An 18,315-nucleotide genomic window follows, 5' to 3' on the forward strand; every position below is an offset into this window, starting at 1 on the left:
CACCCTGCGGGATAGTTGCGGCCCAGACCGGTCCCAATCGGGATTCCTGCAGCGCAGCGAACCAGTTCTGAACCGTTCGTTCCAGGTTGGCGTCGATCCGGTCCAGTTCCTCTGCGGACAGCCAGTCCGAGTAGGTGTCCCGCCAGCCGGCGTTCTTCACGGAGATGGCGCCGTGCAGCAACCGGAAGTTACGTTCGTCGTCGGGGGTTTCGCCGATGCGGGACACCGAGAAGTCGGGAGATTCCATGCCCCTCACCCTTCCACACGCCCACAGCGGCCTCACCCCGCCCAGACATTCCGTCAGCGCCCCATGGATAAAGCATGCTGCGCTGACGGAAAGCCTGGGGAGACAGAACGGGACGCAGCGGAGTTGAGTGCGGAACGTGCGGGGACGGGGCAGGGGACGAGAACGGTGCAAGCCGGCGGTGAACCGGGCGCAGAATCAGTTGCGGCGGACCATGCGGATGTCGGCCGCACCGTTCCATTCGGGGGGCAGCTCCTCGCGGGCACCGTCAGGCGCAAACCCGAGCTTCCCGAAGAAGGCCCGGGCTCGGGGGTTGTCCTCCAGCACCCAGAGCAGCGCAGGGTCGTCACCGAGCACGAAGTCGGCAAGCCGCTTGGCCACACCCGACCCCTGCCACGACTGTTCCACGTATGCGGTGAAGAGTTCCCACTTGGCTCCGGTGGCGAGGCGGTCGGACTCCTCCAACACGGGAGCTGCGGAGGCCATGCCGATGACCTCGCCGTCCGGTGCAAGCGCCACGGCGGCACGCGTCAGGTTGCCAGGCCTGTTCAGAGCCGCAGTCCAGGAGGCCACGTCGGCCTCCAACCGGGAATCAAGATCGTCGAAGAACTCGTCCACGATGTGGCGGGAGAAGGTGGTGCGCCAACCCAGGTTCTTCACCTCGAGCGCACCGCGCACGGTGGCGGGGCTCATCCGTTCGATGCGCACGGACTGAGCCACGGATCCCGGTGCCGCCGCGCCCGTGACCAGGGCCAGCGCGAAACCGTCCCAGGCCTGACCCGACAGGGTCTGCAGCGCGGTGGCCTCGAACCGAGGGTCGTTGTGCATCATCTCCAACGCGGAGCGGACCCCGTCCACATCAGCCTGCGTGTCCTCCCCCTCGGGAGTGCCGGAGGCCACGGCGCCGGTGCGCACCACGTTGGCCAGCACCACGAGCGAGCCTGGTGCGGTCAGCCGTAAGGCCCATTCCAGGTAGGTCCGGTTGGAGGCCCTGTCTGCGTCGATGAACACCAGGTCGAAGGGCGCCTGCCGCGTCCAGGTGAGCTGATGCAGGGCCTTGACGGCGGGGCCCGTCTCGACGTTCCAACGAGTCCCTTCCCCGGAGGGGTCCACGGAGGCCAGGTTCGCGCGAGCGGCTTCGGCGTGGCCGCGGTCGATTTCCAGTGAGTGCAGATGCCCGTCGGAGGGAAGTCCGTTCAACATCCATGCAGCCGAGTAACCGCCCAGCGTTCCGATCTCCAGGATGCGGCGAGCACCTGCCAGCCGGATCAGCAGGGACAGGAACTTCCCCTGAGCGGGAGTGACGGCGACGTCCGGCAGACCTGCCTCCAGGTTCCGGGAACGGATCGCGGCCAGCGGGGCCGGCTCGTCCACCAACTTCGTCTCGAAGTACGAATCCACCTGCGCAGGTGTCGCACCGGCCGCTCCGGCCGAGGTCGTGACGCGAGGATCGTGGGGCCCGGGCACGCTCAGGCCCCCAGTTCCGGGCGGGTGTCCCGGGTCAGTTGGGCCGGTGCCGAGTCGGAGTCAGAGGACACACCGTCCTGCGCGGCGATGGCCTTCTGCAGGCGGTCGATCTTGCCCGTGAGTTCGCCGGTTCGGCCGGGGCGGATGTCCGCCTTGAGCACCAGGGAGATGCGGGTGCCGTACTCCGCCACGGCGAAGGTGGCGTGCTTGACGACGTCCATGACCTCGTCCCATTCACCCTCGATCTCGGTGAACATGGAGGAGGTGCGGAAGGGCAGCCCGGAGTCACGGACCACGCGGACGGCGGCCGCGACGGCGTCGTGCACCGACCCGTCCGGGTGGTCCATACCTGAGGGGGAGACGGAGAACGCGACGATCATGTCTCAAGCCTGCCATCGGGCCATGCCAACGGTGAAGTGATGCGTTCCCATGTGACCTCGCACGATGCCCGACGGCAGGTACCCGTCCTCCAGCCGCACTGCGCCTGCGGCGCGGTGGGAGCGGGCCCCGGCCCGAGCCGTGGGGCATGGGGCCGCGCGGGACCGCCGCCCACGTCGCGATTTTTGATCAACCCCATCGACGCCGGCGCGCGGTCTGACCGAAATGCGTATGACGTGGGTCATGGCACGGAATAGAATCTCGAGTCATACTAGTTGAAGCTTGAAGTAAACAAGGAACGCCCCAAGGAGCACCCCATGACCGCCATCACCGATCCGAACCCCACCCGCCCCGCCGACGACCGTCTCGACGCGAACTCCGTCATGGGAGCCGTGACCCTGCACGTGGCGGACCTGGACGCCATGATCCGCTACTACCACGAGGGCGTCGGCCTCGACGTCATGGCGCAGGAGGGTGACTCCGCGATCCTGGGCCACCACGGCGTGCCGAGCATGGTCCTGCAGCACAACGCCGGCTTGCGCCACGCCGCAGCAGGCTCAGCCGGGCTGTACCACACGGCGATCCTGTTCTCCTCGCCCGCCGACCTGGCCTCGGCCGTCTATTCGGTGGCCCGCCACTACCCGCACTCCTTCACCGGCGTGGGCGACCACACCGTGTCGCAGGCCTTCTACTTCGACGATCCCGAGGGCAACGGCGTGGAGCTGTACATGGACCGCCCGAGCGAAACCTGGACCTGGCACGGCGGACAGGTGGATATGGGCACCACATGGTTCGACCCGAACCAATTCATCCAGGACCACATCACCGAGGCAGGGCTTTCCGCGCCACAGATGGACGGCACTTCCACGGCCGTGGGTCACGTGCACCTGAAGGTGGGCGACGGCAACGTGGCGCGCGACTTCTACGAGGGCGTGGTGGGCTTCGACGTCACCGCCGCCATGGGCAGTCAGGCCGTGTTCTTCTCCGTGGGCGGCTACCACCACCACCTCGCCGCCAACACCTGGGATTCGCGCGGTGCGCTGGTACGCACGCCGAGCCTGGGCCTGGGTGAGATCGACCTGAGCCTGCCCAACGACGACGCCCTTGGATCGCTGCGTCAGCGCCTGTCCTTCCGTGGCATCAACACCCAGGACGACGGTCGCACCCTCACCTTCGAGGACCCGTGGGCCAATCAGCTGCGCGTGAGTGTGAAGGACGCCTGACTCACCGTCCCTTGATGCAGCATCCAGGCCGCACGACACCGCCTGACAGTCGCAATCGGCTGCGAGCACGACACCAATGATCGTTCTACTGGCCATGGCTCACGGTGTCATGGAATAGTCGAATCCAGCGTGGTGGCGGAGCGGCCGCCACGCTGGACCAAGTGCGTGGGTTGAACCCAGATGTAACGAGTCGTGTTCCTTGCGCACGCCAACGACATCCGGAGGTAATCCGCACATGCTGGATCGGCGCGCCGAACGTGAGTACAACCGGCTGGTGGACGCTGCCGTGGACGCCGTACCTGCCGATGCTCCCGGCATGCTCCGCAAGGTCATGGGCCCTGACATCAAGCAAGCACTGACCTACGGCGCAAAGAACCACTCGCAAGAGTTGAGACTCATGGCTCACCTCTGGGCACTCATGGGTTATCAGGAGGCCGTACGGCGGTTGTGCGAGGCGCTGATCTTCAACGGGGTCCACTGCACCGAGGGCCCCGATGCCCCCAACAGCGCCTCCCGAGCCGCGTTGTCCTGGCCCGCCGAGTACACCAACCTCATTGGTTACGCCCACCTCTTCAACCGCACCACGACCGCTGACCACGATCTGGCCAAGGAGTTCGATCCGTCCTACAGCTCGGAGTTCGAGGGGACTCGTGAGCTCATGGGAACCCCGGATCGACCGGGTCCGGCATTCTGGACCGTGGGAAAGGACCTTGTGCGCATCGTCCTCGGTGAGATGGCTGAGATGAGCATCTACCGGCTCTCGTCCGTCGGCAACGACATCGGCTGGGACCGCGCCCGGTTCGACCAAGAACTCGAGACCGACGCCCACGCCATGCGCGTGGTCCTGGCGGATTCCAACCAGCGACCCACGCTGTCTCAGGACCTGAACATCAATCTGCCGGAAGGCTTCACCGGCTTCCACGACAACATCGGCCCCAACGAGCCTGTCCCAGAGCTACGACATCTCCCGCCACCACAGCCGCTACCCGTCGGCCTCTTCCCGGCTGGGTGGTTCACGGCACCGGACCCCGCCGCCACCCCAGGCGATACAGGGTCCTCGGAAGCCGCAGGCGACGTACCGATCTCCGAACCCGAACGGCAGGGGCCGCTTCCTCCTATGAATCCCAAGGACATCGGCTCCGTCTGGGACCACATCGAGGCCCTCCTCGGAGACGACGCCGAGGACATGCTCAACCCCGGCGCCGACGATGACAGTATCAGTGACCTCGAGGCCCGACTCGGCCGCGAACTCCCCGCACCCATGCGCAAGTCCCTCGAGCGGCACAACGGCATGACAGAGGAGCATGAGGCCCTCCCGGGACCAGGCTGCTCTCCACCGGTGACATCCTCGATGAATGGGAAGTCAACAATGACGCCTACGAGGACGTCAACGACGAAGCGCGCGACCGCCCCGAGGTACCCGTCGGCTTCGCCCCGGGTACCACCCAACCGGGGATCTGGAACAGCGCATGGATCCCCATCACCGCCGACGGAATGGGTAACAACTTCGTCGTCGACCTCTCCCCGGGCCCCCGAGGAACCAACGGCCAGATCCTCACCATCAACCACGACCAACCCCACACCGGACCCATCCATCCCCACGTCACCGCCCTCCTCGCAGAATGGGCCGCCAACCTCAACGACTGACCCGCGCAGATCCAACGGCGTACCCGGAGCGCGCCGTTGCCCAAAGACACCCATCGACAAGGAGAATCGAGTCATGAAACTCAAGCCGACCGCCTCCCGCAATGGGGCGCAGCCCTGGTTGGAAGACCTCACCGGTGCCGAATTCACCAAGCCCCGCTGGTACGGGGCCTCGCTGTCCATGGGGCTGCTGCAGATCCACGATGCTGAATCCGGACCTGAAGCCACTCAGGAACTCCAGGAAGCCTTCGGTGAAGAGGCTGATGGACTGCCCGTCTTCGCCACGGACTGGCTAGGCAGGCACTACGCTGCCGGGACTGCGGACCAGGGCGCCGTCGTGGTCCGCGCGGACATCGCCTCCGCCGAGCTCAAGGCCATCGGGTCACTGGAAGGATTCCTCACCGGCCTGCGCAAGGACCGCAAGGCCGACGAGTTCTTCGACAAGGACTCCTTCCGAGCCGTGCGGAACCACACCGGACTGCGCTCACTCCCCTTCGACCAGTGTGCCTCCTTCAAGACACCGCCGTTCCTGGGCGGGGAGATCACCCTGGACAACATCGAGATCGCCTTCACCTCCGTGCACTGGAGCCTCTTCGGCCAGATCTACCAGCAGGTCAAGGACCTCCCGCCGGGATCGCCCATCCCGGAGATCAAGGTCGAGGGCCAGTAGGCCGACCTAGGTCGTTCCACGGCCGTGGCGCAAAACCGCCAGCCCGTAAGCGAGAAACAGGGCACCATGGAGGGGTGAGCACCACCCGAGTAGTCGAGCAGGACGGCCCGCCGCCGTTCGACGTCGCCTACGCCGCGATCCACACGCGCGACACCCGGTTCGACGGGCGGTTCTACACCACCGTGCTCTCCACCGGCATCTACTGCCGCCCGTCCTGCCCATCCAGGACCCCGAAGCCGAGCAACGTCGCCTTCGTGAAGACGGCCGCCAAGGCCCAGGCGGCCGGGTTCCGCCCATGTTTGAGGTGCTTTCCCGAGGCTCTGCCCGGCCCGGCCTCCTCTCCGGACATGGCAACGCTGGCCGGGCGCGCACTCGCCGCGATCGAGGCGGGCGCGCTGGACACTGGCTCCGTCGGCGACTTGTCTCGGCGGCTCGGGACCAGCACACGCACGCTGAACCGGACCTTGATCAGCGACACGGGCGTGGGGGCCGTGCAACACGCGCGGACCCGGCGAGCCCGGACCGCCTTCCGGCTGCTGACCTCGACGGACCTCGAGATCTCCCAGATCGCGTTCGCCGCGGGTTTCGGCAGCATCCGGACCTTCAACGAGACCATCCAGCAGGTCTTCGGCCGGCCGCCCGGACGACTCCGAGTCGCCGCCCAGTCCTCGTCACTGGCCACCGATCGCGTCCCGGCCCGTCTCAACCTCGCGCTGCAGGCACGGGGACCGATCGACGTGGATTCGCTGTTGGAGTTCTACGCTCCCCGCACGCTCGCGGGCGTGGACGCCGTCCAGGACTCGCTTTACGTCACCGCGGTGCGGCTCCGGCACGGAACCGGTGAACTCGCGTTCGGCGCAAATGACTCCCCCGACACACTCCGAGTGTCCCTCGCCCTCGACGATGCCGCCGACCTGAACGAGGCCATATCCTTGGCCCGGCGCATGGCCGACCTCGACGCCGACAGCCCTGGCATCGACGCGGCCCTGAGTTCGCTGCCCTGGCTGCGCGACGACGTCCCGGAGCATCCGGGGATCCGCCTACCCGGGGAACCGACACTGACCGAGTCCCTGCTGCGGGCCATCGTCACCCAGCAGGTCTCCGTCGCCTCCGGCCGAGCCCAGTTGCGCCGGTTGGTGGCCACCGTTCACGGCGCGCCTGACGCGCCGGCTGAGCCGGGCGCGCCCGAGGCGCCCGGTGAGCTGACCCGGCTGCCCGACGTCGGGCATTCGGGTTCCCTGCGCCCGTTCCCCACCGCCGCGCAGGCGCTTCAGCGCCTGCCGGAGTGGTTCCGCGGCCCAGCGACGCGACAGGAGACGCTGCGGCAGATCCTGGAACTCCTCAGCGCCGACGAACCCCACGCGCCCGTCGACGACGCAGCCGCACGGGAAGCCACGCTGGACGAGGCCTCCCGGATCAAGGGCATAGGACCCTGGACCCTGGCCTACGCACGACTCCGCACGCTCGGCGACCCGGACGTGGACCTCTCCGGCGACGCCGCGCTGCTCTCGGTCGCTCGGTCACGTGGGTTGGCCGCCGACCGTGCCGACCTCATGCACCTCATGGAGGCAGCGCGTCCGTGGCGCTCCTACGCTGCACTGCATCTCTGGCGCACCCACTCCCACCCCACAGCAGACCAGAACGGAAGACGCCCATGAAACATCTGCTCATCGACTCCCCACTTGGTTCGCTCACCCTCGCCGCGACCGAATACGGACTCGCAGGCGTCTGGTTCGCGGAGCACCGCCACCCGCCCAAGCAGGGCATCCTCGGCGAGCGCGTGGAACCCGGCGACGATGCCGTCCTGGACGAGGCCGCCACCCAGCTGACCGACTACCTGGCCGGGAACCGCGTCGACTTCGATCTGCCTCTGGATCCCTCCGGGACCGAGTTCCAGCGCGCCGTGTGGACGCGGCTGCGGGCGATCCTGCGCGGCCAAGTGACGACCTACGCCACCGTGGCCACCGACATCGGCCGCCCCCGAGCCAATCAGGCGGTGGGACAGGCGGTGGGACACAACCCGCTCAGCATCGTGGTGCCGTGCCACCGAGTGATCGGCACCGATGGATCCATCACCGGGTATGCGGGCGGGCTGCCCGCCAAGGAATACCTGCTGGAGTTGGAGGGCTACCGCACCCGTCCGTGATCCTCGCAGTCGACGTTGTTCACCCCGGGACCGACGCCCCGCTGGCCTTCACCGCGGGTCATAGCGAGTAATTCGCACGCCCCGCATTGGATACCACCAGCGGCCGGCCCCGATACTTGACCGTGCTGGGGAGCATGAGTTGTCGATGAATGGAGTGGGTATGGAGCAGCGGATTCTCGGCCGGAGCGGCCGCAACGTCTCGGTGATCGGCCTGGGCACATGGCAGCTGGGCGCCGATTGGGGCGACGTCAGCCAAGAGAATGCCTTCGCGGTGCTCGAGGAGGCCTACGGGTCCGGCGTTCGCTTCTTCGACACTGCGGACGCATACGGTGATGGGTTGAGCGAAGCCACCATAGGCGCGTTCCTGAAGGCCCACGGCATCGAGGACGTGGTCGTCTCCACGAAGGCAGGACGGCGTGTGATGCCCCAGCGACCAGAGATCTATACCCTCGAGAATCTGCGTTCCTGGGTGGACCGCTCACGCACGAATCTGAGCGTGGACGCCCTGGACCTGGTCCAACTGCACTGCCCGCCCACCGAGGTCTACAGCAACGACGCCGTCTTCGACGCCTTGGACGTGCTCGTGGACGAGGGACGCATCCGTGCCTACGGCGTCAGCGTGGAGACCCGCGCCGAGGCACTCACCGCGATCGCCCGCCCCAACCTGGCCAGCGTGCAGTTGATCCTGAACATGTTGCGGCTCGGTCCGCTGGAGCGGGTTCTGCCTGCCGCGCGGGAGGCCGGGGTCGGGATCATCGCCCGTGTGCCGCTGGCGAGCGGCCTGCTCTCGGGGCGCTATGACGAGAACACGACCTTCGCGGCCAACGATCACCGCACCTTCAACCGGGACGGGAGTGCCTTCGACGTCGGGGAGACGTTCTCCGGTGTCGATTTCGCCACCGGGCTCGAGGCCGTGCGACGTCTGGCACCCCTGAAGCCGCAGAACGCCACGATGGCCCAGTTCGCGCTGCGGTGGATCATCGACCAGCTCGGGGTGAGCACCGTGATCCCCGGAGCGCGGACCCCGGAACAGGCCCGTGGCAATGCCGCTGCGGCGGACCTGGACCCGCTCACCGAGGAGACGCTCGAGGCAGTCAGGAGCGTCTACGACGACCTGATCGCCCCCGAGATAGGCGAGCGCTGGTGAGCCGAGCGGCCTGAGCGCGTCAGCGCGGCCCGAGGGACCACACCCCCGGAAAAGCCTGGCAGGGACGAGACCTGCCTGAGCAGAGACAACTCCCACTTTCGGCAACACCCGTCCCCCGATGGTGAGACCATAGAGGTGAACCACCACCTCGAGGGAGAGACCTATGGCCCACGGGCTCTACGTCAGCGCCACCAGCGCACAATCCGGCAAGTCGTTGATCGTCTTGGGCTTGAGCGACCTGCTGCACCGGCACACCAACTCGATCGGCTTCTTCCGACCGATATCGGACACCGCTCCCGGGGACACCGACCCCATGGTGGCGTTCATGCGGGAGCACTTCGAGCTCCCCGATGAGGCCGTCGGCGTCGGCCTATCGCGTGTGGAGGCCCGCGAGCTGATCGCGGCCCGGAACACGGAGGAGCTCTACTCCCGCGCGCTGGACGCCTACTCGGAGATCGCCAAGCACGTTGACGTGGTCATCGTGGAGGGCACCGACCTCTCCGGCCACGACCTCACCACCGAGTTCGAGCTCAACGCCCGCCTGGCCAACCACCTGGGCTGCCACCTGATCGGCGTGGTCTCCGCGGCCGGGCTGGACGTGGCGCAGTCCGTCGAGGCCGTGGACGTGGCCCGGGACAGCTATTACGAGCAGCGCGTCTCCTTGCTCTCCATGATCGTCAACCGCGCCGATCCGGAAACCATCGACGAGTTGCGCAGCGAGATCCACCCCGGCCGCCATCACCGCAAGGTCTACGTCATCCCGGAGACACCAGAGGTGCTCTCCCCCACCATCGGCGAGGTCATGGACACCGTGGGCGCCCGCCTGGTCACGGGCGACCCATCACGGGACCGGGACATCCGCCACATCATGATCGCCGCCATGAACGTGGGCTACCTGCTGGAACGCTACGAGGGCGACGACTCCCTGCTGGTCACCCCCGCGGACCGCACCGACGTGCTCACCGCCGCCGTCGCGGCCTCCCGCACGCCAGGCTTCCCGTCCACGGCCGGCGTGCTCGTCACGGGTCCGCGACCTGTGGAGGCCTCGGTGCTCCCGGTGCTGGCGGAGGCACCCTTCCCCGTCTACTCCTGCGAGCAGGGCACCTTCGACACCACCACCGCCGTGGCAGCCGTGCGCGGCAGCATCACCGCGGGCATCCCCCGCAAGACCGCAGCCGCGCTGGGCGCCATGGCCAAGGCCGTGGACGAATCCGAGCTGTTGGCCCGCCTGCAGCTGCCCTCCCCCGACCTGATGACCCCGGTCCGCTTCCTGCATCAGCTCGTGGAGCGCGCCCGCAGCGACCGCCGTCGCGTGGTGCTGCCGGAGGGCGAGGACCTGCGCGTCCTGCGCGCGGCGGAGATCATCGCCCGCCGCGACATCTGTGACGTCATCGTGCTCGGCGGAACCAAGGTCTCCGACCTGGCCCGTGAGAACGGCGTGGACCTCTCCGGCGTCCAGCTGGTTGACCCCGACACCGACCCGCGCACCGAGGCCTTCGCCACCGAATACGCCAAGCTGCGCGCCCACAAGGGCATCACCCTGGAGCAGGCCCGGGAGCGCATGACCTCGCGTTCCTACTGGGGCACCATGATGGTGCACCTGGGCCACGCGGACGGCATGGTCTCCGGCGCCGCCCACACCACGGCGGACACCATCCGCCCGTCGCTGGAGTTCGTCAAGACCCGCCCCGGCGTCAAGCTGGTCTCCTCCGTCTTCCTGATGTGCCTGCCGGACAGAGTGTTGGTCTATGGCGACTGCGCCGTGAACCCCAACCCCGACGCCGCAGGCCTCGCGGACATCGCGCTGGCGTCGGCCGCCACCGCCCGCCAGTTCGGTGTGGACCCCAAGGTCGCCATGCTCTCCTACTCCACCGGCACCTCCGGCGCCGGCGCGGACGTGGACTCGGTCCGGGAGGCCACCGCCCTCGTCCAGAGCACCTCCCCCGACTTCCCGGTGGAGGGCCCCATCCAGTACGACGCCGCCGTGGACTCCTTCATCGCGGCCTCCAAACTCCCGGAATCCGACGTGGCCGGTCACGCGACCGTCTTCGTCTTCCCCGACCTGAACACCGGTAACAACACCTACAAGGCGGTGCAGCAGTCCGCCGGCGCCGTGGCCGTGGGCCCCGTGCTGCAGGGCCTCAACAAGGCCGTCAACGACCTCTCCCGCGGCTGCACGGTCGCGGACATCGTCAACACGGTCGCCATCACCGCCATCCAGGCCCAGTCCCTGTCCCCCTCGGCCTGAGCCATCTCATGCCCGACGTCCGTTCTCACCTCCCGCACCCAGCCCACCTTGGCGGCCCCGGCCGCGGGCCGGCGGCCCACATGCCGCAGGTACGGCGGGAGCCGGGCACGAGACGTCGGGCATTCTGAGATCCCCACCACGCACCCACCCGAAAGCACCCCATGCGCGTCCTCGTCATCAACTCCGGCTCCTCCTCCCTGAAGTACCAGGTCAGGGACACCGAGACCGATGCCCTGCTCCTCTCCGGCCACGTGGAGGGCATCGGCACCGGCGACATTCCCGACCACGGTGTGGCCCTGGACGTGGTCGAGGAACACCTCACCCGGGACCTCGGCGAGGACCCGCAACTGGACGCAGCCGGACACCGCATCGTCCACGGCGGCGAGCGGTTCTCCGAGCCCGTGCTCATCGACTACGAGATCACCCGCGCCATCGAACGCCTGGCGCCACTGGCACCCCTGCACAACCCGGCTCACGCGCTCGGGATCCGCGCCATCATGGCCAAGTGGCCATCCCTGCCTCAGGTTGCCGTGTTCGACACCGCGTTCCACCGCTCCATGCCGGAATACGCCTGGCGCTACGCCGTGCCCAACGAGCTCTACACCGTGCACGGCGTGCGCAAGTACGGCTTCCACGGAACGTCGGTGGGGTACGTGACCGGCAAGGCCGCTGAGCTGCTCGGTATCCATATGAGCCAGTTCGACGCTGTGGTGGCGCACCTCGGCGCCGGGGCCTCCATCACCGCGGTCAGGGGAGGCCGCAGCGTGGACACGTCCATGGGCTACACCCCACTGGCCGGGCTGGTCATGGGCACTCGGTCCGGGGACGTGGACCCCTCCGTCCTGACCCAGCTCATGATTCGCGGTGAGTACACGGCCGAGGACCTGGACCGGATGCTCAACAAGGAGGCCGGCCTGCTGGGACTCACGGGAACGGCCGACATGAAGGAGGTCGTGGACCGCGCAGCTGACGGGGACCACAACGCCGAACTGGCCTTGGCGGCCGCCGCGTACCGCGTGCAAAAGTACGTGGGGAGCTACCACGTGGCCGTCGGCGGAGCCAAGGCACTGATCTTCACGGCAGGCATCGGGGAGAACTCCTGGCAGTTCCGTGAGCGCGTCTGCGCCGGTTTGGGAGCGCTGGGCATTTCGCTTGACCGGATGAGCAACCTGGAACGCTCCAAGGAGGCACGGGTGATCTCTGCACCGGAGTCGGCGATCCCGGTGCTGGTGATCCCGACGGACGAGGAAGCCGCCATCGCGCAACAGACCGCTGCGTTGGTGGGCGTCATGTGAATCGGTGCCTTGGGCCAGGCCGCCCGTTAAGGTGATCGGGGCCAAATTGCGGCATGATGTACGTCATGACCCACGCCGCATCCCCCGCAATTCCGGACGCCTCCGCAGACTCCCGGGGCGAACCCCTGCTCGAGGTCAAGGACCTGTCCATCACCTTCGAGACCCAGCACGGTTCCGTCGCAGCGGTCCAGGGTGCCTCACTGCGGCTCGAGGCAGGAAAGACCCTCGCCATCGTGGGCGAATCCGGTTCCGGTAAGTCCACCACGGCCATGGCCGTGATCGGCCTGCTGCCGGGCAACGGCTCCATCACCTCCGGGTCCATCAAGTTCGACGGCGCTGACCTCGCCACGTACTCCGACAAGCAGTATCAGGGCATCCGCGGCCGTCAGATCGGGCTGGTGCCCCAGGACCCCATGTCCAACCTGAACCCGGTCAAGCGCGTGGGCCAGCAGATCGAGGAGACCCTGCTGGTGAACAAGGCCGCCACCAAGGCGGACGTGGATGCCAAGGTGCTTGACGTCATGAAGCGGGCCGGGATCCCGGACCCGGATTCCAAGGTGCGTTCCTACCCGCATGAACTCTCCGGAGGCTTGCGGCAGCGTGTGTTGATCGCCATCGGCCTGGCCTGCGCACCCCGCCTGCTGATCGCAGACGAGCCCACCTCCGCCCTGGACGTGACCGTGCAGCGAGTCATCCTGGACCAGATCGACGCCATGACCGCCGAGCTCGGTACCGCCGTCCTGCTGATCACCCACGACCTGGGGCTGGCAGCCGAACGAGCCTCGGACGTGGTCGTGATGCACCGCGGCAAGATCGTGGAGCAAGGGCCCGCCAAGCAGATCCTGGAGAACCCCCAGCACCCCTACACGCAGTCCCTGGTGAAGGCCGCGCCCTCCGTGGCGGCCGCACGCCTGGATCCCGGCGCCTACACGGCGCCCTTGGAGGATCGTGAGGAGCTGGCCGAGGATACCGCTGCGAGCGAGGACCTGAAGGACGCGCCCGAGAACCTCGTGGAGCTTCACGACCTCACCAAGGTCTACCCCGTGCGGGGCAAGGGCGACTTCTATGCGGCCAAGAACGTCTCGCTGGACATCCCGCGTGGCTCCACCGTGGCCATCGTGGGTGAGTCAGGCTCGGGCAAGACCACCACGGCCCGGATGCTGTTGGGTCTGATCGAACCCACCTCTGGATCCATGAAGTTCGACGGCAAGGACCTCGCCAAGCTCACCAAGGCGGACCGCAAGGACTTCCGCCGCCGTGTGCAGCCCGTGTTCCAGGACCCCTATTCCTCGCTGAACCCCATGTTCACTATTGGGCACATCATCCAGGAGCCCCTGGACGCTTACAAGGTGGGTTCCCCGGCGTCCCGCCGTCAGCGCGTGCGCGACCTCATGGACCAGGTGGCACTGCCCCAGGCCATGCTGCGCCGCTACCCGGCGGAGCTCTCCGGAGGCCAGCGTCAGCGCGTGGCGATCGCCCGCGCCCTGGCCCTTGAGCCGGAACTGATCGTGTGCGACGAGCCCGTGTCCGCCCTGGACGTGTTGGTCCAGGCCCAGATCCTGAAACTGCTCGGCGACCTGCAGGCCGAACGGGGACTGTCCTATCTGTTCATCTCCCACGACCTCGCGGTGGTCCGGCTGATCTCCGACTACGTGTGCGTCATGAAGAACGGTGAGCTGGTGGAGGCCGCCTCGAGCGAGGAGATCTTCACCAACCCGCGCCACCCCTACACGCGCAAGCTGCTGGCCTCGATCCCCGGCAACGAACTGGGCATCGACGACGTCGCCTGAGCTCTTAAGGGGCTCTTGACAGTTGTGGGTGTAGTTCTGACCTACACCCACAACTGCCAAGAGCCGTGTTGGTCTGTCACCTCGATCATCAGCCGCCCGGCGGCTGCGGCTTGAAACTCAGGCGGATACGTCTTCCCGGACTTCTTCTCTGCCAGGGGGCATCCTCTCAGCAGGAAACCTGCCACAACGGGCGTTCACGAAATGAGGGCAATGCCTTTCTGCGCTACCACTTTGGTCACGATTTGGTACCAGTTAAAGGCATGACAGTGTTGGGGTTCATTGGCCCGTTTTCATTGTGTGACTCTTGATCGTCACCTCGCCTGTGAGGGGCCTGTGCGTGCACTGATCATTTGAGGGGCTTCTGTGGAAATATCGTGGTGGGGCGCTGGTGCGCGCCGTGGGCCGTCTGTTGTGGCGACGGTGTGCGCGGGAGCACTGATCGGGTCCATGCTGGTGGCGGCGGAAGCCGGGTGGGCTGACGAGGGTTCCAAGAGTGGGGCAAACAGTGCCAGCGATGTGACAGAGCGCGATGACACGGTCTCAGCGCAGGTGACGGCTCGTGTGGTGGGTCATCGGGTGGAGGACCTCTCGCAGCGTGATGCCAGGACGCAGGTTTTTGCGAATCCGGATGGGTCCTGGACTAATGAGTCCACGGATGCAGTGCGCTTCGTGAAGGACCACGGGGACTATGTCCCGATCGAGGATCTGGGGACCTTGGAGTCAGCTGGGTCAACGGTGACTGGTTCTGGGACCGAGCTGACGGTCGCTGACGGCACTGAGAACCCCGGATCCGGGCCGGGCGAGACGTCGGTGGCGCTGGCCACGTTGACCAAGCCCGGGCAGAAGAACGATCAGACCCTTCAGCTGGGCTGGGACGGTGCTCTGCCGGAGCCGACCGTCCAAGACAACATGGCGACGTACTCCGATGAGGTCACCGTCCCTGTGGAAACCCCAGAGGGCTCGGACGAGACTGAAACTCGGGGTGAAGGCGAGGCCCAGGCCGAGGACTCTGTGGAGGCCGAACCCTCCGAGGCGGAACAGGCTGTGGAGTCGGTACCTGCAGACGTCGTGGTCGAGCCGACCGTGTCAGGCTTCAAGCATGAGGTCCTCTTGAATGAAGCTCCCGATGGGGACGTGGTCTTGCGGTTCCCGTTGGGACTGTCGAAGGGATTGAAGGTCGGCCTGGACCAAGCTACGGGGGATATCCGGGTGGTGGATGCCGCTGGCAAGGTGGTGTTTTTCGCTGCGGCACCCAAGGCGTGGGATGAGAAGGTGGACAAGGCCTCAGGCCTTCCCGCGGCTCAGGTTGATGTGGACACGTCGTTGGTGGAGGACGACGGGGTCCAGGTGCTGGTGCTGCGTGTGGGGCATGAGTGGCTGGCGTCGAAGGAGCGCGAGTACCCCGTGACGGTGGACCCATCCTGGACGTCGGGAGTGTCCGATTCGTGGGTGCAGAGGGACGCCACGGGCTCAATGGCTGGTAGCGAAGAATTGCGGGTTGGTACGTTCAATTCCGGGGCGTTGGCCTCGCGTTCATTCTTGAAGTTCAGCTCCAAGGCGTTGGCGGGGAAGAAGATCACCAAGGCTGAGCTGAGGCTGTACAACCATTAATCGTACTCGTGTTCGTCGTCGCCGGTGAAGGTCCAGCGGGTGACGAGCGCGTGGACTGCCTCAGACGTGCGGTGGACGAATCAGCCCACGGCCACGTCCTCAGGCGAGGCTTCGTTCAATGTTTCGAAGGGGTACAGCTCTGCGTGCAAATCCGACTCGGTGTCGGTTCCGGTCACGTCGATCATGCAGTATTGGGCGGATCATCCGGACGCGAATTACGGTGTGCGATTGATTGCCGCAGATGAGAAGAACAACCTCTCCTGGCACCGGTACCGTTCAGCGAACTACGCTGCTTCGACCTCTCAGCACCCGGTGTTTTCGGTGACGTATAACTCCTACCCGTCCACACCGTCGGGCGTGACCTTCAATTCTGGTGAATCTGTGAAGGATTCGTCGGGGAAGGTGTGGGTGAGAACTAAGACTCCGACGTTGCGGGCTACGGTGTCTGATCCGGATGGTGGCAAGGTCAAGGCCGAGTTTGATGTGACCGGGACGGGCGGTTATGCCAAGAAGGCCGGGTCGTCGGTGGCTTCGAAGTCGGTGTCGTCTCTGAAGTCCACTGGCCTGTCGGATGGGGCCACGTACTCGGCTAGTGCGTGGGCCAATGATGGGTCGTTGCGGTCGAAATCATCCGGTGCGAAGACGACGTTCACGGTCGATGCTACGGCGCCTTCGGCTCCCGGCGTGGTTTCAAGTGCGGGTTATACGAATGGGGCTTGGAAAGCCTCGAAACCTGGGTCTAATACGTTCACGTTCTCCTCGAGTGCTGATACACGAGCCTTTCATTTTCGAGTCAATGGTGGTTCGTGGAAGGGGGTTCTGTCCTCTGGGGGCAAGGGCTCATGGGCGTGGAATCCTGCGGGGGCGAACACGTTGGAGGTGCAGTCCCTGGATTGGGCGGGAAACACTTCATCGGTGACGAAGTGGGTGTTCGGCAATGGTGCAGCATCATTGACATCGCCTGCTGCCGGTTCCACGACCTCGGATTCCTTCCGTGTAGTGGGACAGGGGCCGACAAGCTCGACGGGACCAGTGACACCGAAGATCTACTGGCGTGAAGCCAATTCGGCGTCTGCCGACGTGAGCACATTTGGTTCCACCAGTGGGTGGTATGAGGCTGCGAGCCTGTCTCCGATTGCCCAGGGTTCCGCCGCGAAGGTGGATACGATGATCGACATTTCTCAGGCGCCCTCAGGCAAGCTGAAGGACCTAGGTAAGGATCGGGTCCCCGCGCTGGTCGAAATCCAGGTGTGCTTCGACTATGCCGGGGCTCCTGCAGCGTCGAAGCTGCAGTGCACTACGAACAAGTCGAAGAAGCCGGTGCAGGTCACCAAGCTTCCGCACGCTTTCGGGGATAACTACCCCACTGCTGAGGCTGGGGACGGTCAGGTCGCTTTGACTACTGGCGAGTTGAACCTCTCCGACACGGACATCGAGGTTGATGCCGGGAACACAGGCTTGTCGATCTCACGCACGTATTCCTCGTATTCGGGGATCGGTGCGAACTCTCGGATCTTCGGTTCCGGGTGGAGGGCCAATATCGACGGCCCGGATGAAGGCTTGTCCGAATTGCTCGTGGTCGAGTCCACGGGACTAGACGGCACGATCACCTTCATTGATGATGACGAGAGCGCTGCAGTGTTCCGTCAGGCCGGGAACGGACGAGTGGCGGGCAAGGTCGGTGACTATCTGGCGGCGAACGACAATGCGGCCGGGTCAGGCTGGAAGGTGAAACTGGAAGGCAAGGGCACGGCTGCTCGGATCACGGTCATTGAGGATGACGGGACGCGGACCACGTTCAAGCGTGGGTCGAATCTGGAATCCAATACCAAGATCTTCGAGTGGGTGCCGGAGAGCGTCTCTGGGCCGAATGTGGCGGGGAAGTCCACCTTCGTCACCGACGCTGAAACTGGGCTGATCACGAAGATCATCTCCGGTACCGAGACGAGCTCTCCTGATTGCACCGCCGGCCTGGTCAAGGGCTGCCGTGCGCTGCTGCTGAGTTACGACCAAAAGACCAGCAAGGGGGACCTGGCCAAGGGCAAGGTCGCCAAGGTTGTGTATACGGCCTGGGACGCGGACGCGGGAAAGATGTCTACGGTCCCGATCGCTGAGTACAGCTACAGCGGGACCAGCGGGGACGCGAACCTTACGAGTGTGAAGGACTCCCGCACGGGGGATATGACGACGTATACCTACGGGGCGGATTCGGCTGCGGGCGTCCCGTTGGTCGCCTCCGTTACGGAGAAGGCGTCCAACGGCAGCCTCACGGGTGCACCGACGTATTACAACTACGGCAAAGCCAATGGCACGGCGGTCTCAACCGGTGGTTGCAACACCTCTACTTGAGGAGCTGCGACCACCGTGTCATCTCGAACCGAAACCGCTGCATTGCGGGCGGAATTCATGGAAGCCTTCGACCGCATTGGTTCTGTCAAGCCGGCGGCCGAGG

The 18,315-nt window shown here is 66.1% G+C and carries 14 protein-coding genes and 1 pseudogene; 12 read left to right on the forward strand and 3 right to left on the reverse strand.

All coding sequences use genetic code 11. The features are described from left to right. The 3 genes from Q0A15_RS13720 to Q0A15_RS13730 all read right to left on the reverse strand — a co-directional run. Positions 1-247 (reverse strand): hypothetical protein (locus Q0A15_RS13720; protein ID WP_291280087.1); only part of this gene is annotated, 247 nt, incomplete at its 3' end. Positions 248-442: 195 nt separating this feature from the next. Beyond that, positions 443-1,711 carry a GNAT family N-acetyltransferase gene (locus Q0A15_RS13725; protein ID WP_291280088.1) on the reverse strand — a complete coding sequence of 423 codons (1,269 nt, stop codon included), beginning with the start codon at positions 1,709-1,711 and terminating at the stop codon, positions 443-445. A 2-nt stretch (positions 1,712-1,713) separates the two neighbouring features. Next, on the reverse strand, positions 1,714-2,091 hold the full coding sequence (locus tag Q0A15_RS13730; RefSeq protein ID WP_291280089.1) for a thiamine-binding protein: 378 nt from the start codon (positions 2,089-2,091) through the stop codon (positions 1,714-1,716). A 315-nt stretch (positions 2,092-2,406) separates the two neighbouring features. Here Q0A15_RS13730 and Q0A15_RS13735 point away from each other — a divergent pair, with 315 nt between their 5' ends. The 12 genes and pseudogenes from Q0A15_RS13735 (at position 2,407) to Q0A15_RS13785 (ending at position 18,212) form a co-directional block, all read left to right on the forward strand. Next, positions 2,407-3,312 carry a VOC family protein gene (locus Q0A15_RS13735; protein ID WP_291280090.1) on the forward strand — a complete coding sequence of 302 codons (906 nt, stop codon included), beginning with the start codon at positions 2,407-2,409 and terminating at the stop codon, positions 3,310-3,312. Positions 3,313-4,656: 1,344 nt separating this feature from the next. After that, on the forward strand, positions 4,657-4,959 hold the full coding sequence (locus Q0A15_RS15070; protein ID WP_367273400.1) for an SMI1/KNR4 family protein: 303 nt from the start codon (positions 4,657-4,659) through the stop codon (positions 4,957-4,959). A 178-nt stretch (positions 4,960-5,137) separates the two neighbouring features. Continuing rightward, positions 5,138-5,626 (forward strand): T6SS immunity protein Tdi1 domain-containing protein, encoded by a 489-nt coding sequence (locus tag Q0A15_RS15075; RefSeq protein WP_367273401.1) that lies wholly within the window; start codon positions 5,138-5,140, stop codon positions 5,624-5,626. A 74-nt stretch (positions 5,627-5,700) separates the two neighbouring features. Next, entirely contained in the window at positions 5,701-7,284 is a 1,584-nt protein-coding gene (locus tag Q0A15_RS13745; protein WP_291280092.1) for an Ada metal-binding domain-containing protein, read from the forward strand. After that, positions 7,281-7,772 carry a methylated-DNA--[protein]-cysteine S-methyltransferase gene (locus tag Q0A15_RS13750; protein WP_291280093.1) on the forward strand — a complete coding sequence of 164 codons (492 nt, stop codon included), beginning with the start codon at positions 7,281-7,283 and terminating at the stop codon, positions 7,770-7,772. Before Q0A15_RS13745 ends, Q0A15_RS13750 begins: the two co-directional genes overlap by 4 nt. Positions 7,773-7,932: 160 nt before the next feature. After that, positions 7,933-8,919 (forward strand): aldo/keto reductase, encoded by a 987-nt coding sequence (locus Q0A15_RS13755; protein WP_291280094.1) that lies wholly within the window; start codon positions 7,933-7,935, stop codon positions 8,917-8,919. 163 nt (positions 8,920-9,082) lie between these two features. Beyond that, positions 9,083-11,167, forward strand: coding sequence for a phosphate acetyltransferase (gene pta, locus Q0A15_RS13760; RefSeq protein ID WP_291280095.1), 2,085 nt, complete (start codon positions 9,083-9,085; stop codon positions 11,165-11,167). Between the two features lie 161 nt (positions 11,168-11,328). After that, positions 11,329-12,462: an acetate/propionate family kinase gene (locus Q0A15_RS13765; RefSeq protein ID WP_291280096.1), complete on the forward strand. Its 1,134-nt coding sequence runs from the start codon at positions 11,329-11,331 to the stop codon at positions 12,460-12,462. A gap of 65 nt (positions 12,463-12,527) precedes the next feature. Continuing rightward, a complete protein-coding gene (locus Q0A15_RS13770; RefSeq protein ID WP_291280097.1) occupies positions 12,528-14,252 on the forward strand; it encodes an ABC transporter ATP-binding protein in 1,725 nt (574 codons plus the stop codon). Positions 14,253-14,672: 420 nt separating this feature from the next. Continuing rightward, the gene (locus Q0A15_RS13775) at positions 14,673-15,863 is read left to right on the forward strand and encodes a hypothetical protein (protein WP_291280098.1); all 1,191 of its coding nucleotides are present in this window, start codon (positions 14,673-14,675) and stop codon (positions 15,861-15,863) included. Positions 15,864-15,881: 18 nt separating this feature from the next. Next, positions 15,882-16,178, forward strand: a pseudogene (locus tag Q0A15_RS13780) (DNRLRE domain-containing protein); the annotation flags it as partial. Positions 16,179-17,030: 852 nt separating this feature from the next. Next, positions 17,031-18,212 carry a DUF6531 domain-containing protein gene (locus Q0A15_RS13785; RefSeq protein ID WP_291280099.1) on the forward strand — a complete coding sequence of 394 codons (1,182 nt, stop codon included), beginning with the start codon at positions 17,031-17,033 and terminating at the stop codon, positions 18,210-18,212. Positions 18,213-18,315 lie beyond the last annotated feature (103 nt).

Origin of the sequence: Galactobacter sp. (assembly GCF_022712295.1) — a bacterium.
Taxonomy (GTDB): Bacteria; Actinomycetota; Actinomycetes; order Actinomycetales; family Micrococcaceae; genus Galactobacter.

What these genes read in the sequence shown, in the direction of transcription:
- Q0A15_RS15075 (WP_367273401.1), top strand. Translation starts at nt 5,138, where the DNA reads ATGGGGCTGCTGCAGATCCACGATGCTGAATCCGGACCTGAAGCCACT.
- Q0A15_RS13770 (WP_291280097.1), top strand. Translation starts at nt 12,528, where the DNA reads ATGACCCACGCCGCATCCCCCGCAATTCCGGACGCCTCCGCAGACTCC.
- Q0A15_RS13785 (WP_291280099.1), top strand. Translation starts at nt 17,031, where the DNA reads ATGATCGACATTTCTCAGGCGCCCTCAGGCAAGCTGAAGGACCTAGGT.
- Q0A15_RS13730 (WP_291280089.1), bottom strand. Translation starts at nt 2,091, where the DNA reads ATGATCGTCGCGTTCTCCGTCTCCCCCTCAGGTATGGACCACCCGGAC.
- Q0A15_RS13765 (WP_291280096.1), top strand. Translation starts at nt 11,329, where the DNA reads ATGCGCGTCCTCGTCATCAACTCCGGCTCCTCCTCCCTGAAGTACCAG.
- Q0A15_RS13735 (WP_291280090.1), top strand. Translation starts at nt 2,407, where the DNA reads ATGACCGCCATCACCGATCCGAACCCCACCCGCCCCGCCGACGACCGT.
- pta (WP_291280095.1), top strand. Translation starts at nt 9,083, where the DNA reads ATGGCCCACGGGCTCTACGTCAGCGCCACCAGCGCACAATCCGGCAAG.
- Q0A15_RS13750 (WP_291280093.1), top strand. Translation starts at nt 7,281, where the DNA reads ATGAAACATCTGCTCATCGACTCCCCACTTGGTTCGCTCACCCTCGCC.
- Q0A15_RS13755 (WP_291280094.1), top strand. Translation starts at nt 7,933, where the DNA reads ATGGAGCAGCGGATTCTCGGCCGGAGCGGCCGCAACGTCTCGGTGATC.